Here is a 1,199-nt window from a genome sequence, read left to right as displayed (position 1 = left end):
GGGCCGATGGACAACGGTGAGACAGTCTCGTATCTCTCTGTGCCACTAGTGCGAACGTACTACATCGCGTTCAACACCGATGAGGTGTACAAGCCTGCACGCCAAGCGATGGCCTACGCACTGAACCAGCGTACGGTCGTCGATCAAATCCTGAACACCCGCGCAAAGCCCGCAGCACATCTCACGCCGCCGCCAATTTTCCCGAACGACGACTACACGTCCCACGCTGACAACGAGTACCCATACAGCTACGATTCGAGCGAACTTGGAAAGGCTCGTCAGACGATGGAAGATGCAGGGTTCGGTCCGAGTAATCCGTACCAGTTCACACTGACGTCTTACCCGTCACCGACGAACAAGCAAATCGGCCAACTGCTTCAGGATCAACTCGGTTCCGCACACATCGACCTGCAGTACGAAGAGGAGCCGTTCAGTACGCTTCTCAATCGAGGCAGACAGGGCAACGTCGACGCCTATTTCCTCGGCTGGGTCGGGTCCTACCCCAACCCCATCGACTTCCTCGAGAACATCAACCCGCCAGCGACCCAGACCGGCGGGTCTCCTGACGGGTTCTATCTCAACTGGAGTGGCACGACACCGAGTCGAACCGCCGAGCAAGCTTGGCAACGCGTCGAAGCCTACATGGAGCCGACAGACCAGGCGCGTCAGATTCGAGAGCGCGCGTACGTCACCATGGAGGAAGCGAACTGGGACGACATGGCCCTTCTTCCGTTGTACCACTCGGTCGACGAGCGATTCGCGTACGATGCTATCGACGTCGCACCGTACGGCGGACTCGGAAGTACCTACCAGGAGTACAACGCAGTCGTCAAAGAGGACTAACATCCCGTTGATGTCGAGTACTCGAATAGTGCTGTCGGCGAACTGCACGAACGATAATCCAACAGACGAATGGAACTGATGGACTATATGGCAGTGGCCGCAGGGGTGGGTCTCGTAGTCTTCGGACTGCTCTTCGTCCTGAGCGGCGTCCAGCACTACTTCGAGGGGAATCGAATCACGGACATCGAGACAACTCCGACTGGGAGCCTCGAATCCGGCCCGGTCGCAATCTCTGGAACTGCAAGTCCCGCCGACGAGGGCGTGCTCACTGCTCCGTTCACAGAACGAGAGTGTGTGGCCGTCGCGTACAGGGTCAGAGAAACCCCAGGGGAGGACGAGGCAGAGCAATTTATCGC

1 protein-coding gene and 1 pseudogene are annotated in these 1,199 nt (G+C 58.1%); both read left to right on the top strand.

The window, feature by feature from the left end; all coding sequences use genetic code 11:
* Positions 1-843, top strand: an 843-nt coding sequence (locus AUR66_RS16400; RefSeq protein ID WP_231727941.1) for an ABC transporter substrate-binding protein, incomplete at its 5' end; no start/stop codon positions are given.
* Positions 844-921: 78 nt separating this feature from the next.
* Positions 922-1,199: pseudogene (locus AUR66_RS16395) on the top strand (hypothetical protein); the annotation flags it as partial.

Origin of the sequence: Haloferax profundi (assembly GCF_001469865.1) — an archaeon.
GTDB classification, from domain to species: Archaea; Halobacteriota; Halobacteria; order Halobacteriales; family Haloferacaceae; genus Haloferax; species Haloferax profundi.
The sequence above is the reverse complement of the archived record's forward strand: the minus strand, read 5'-3'. Positions and strand labels throughout refer to the sequence as shown.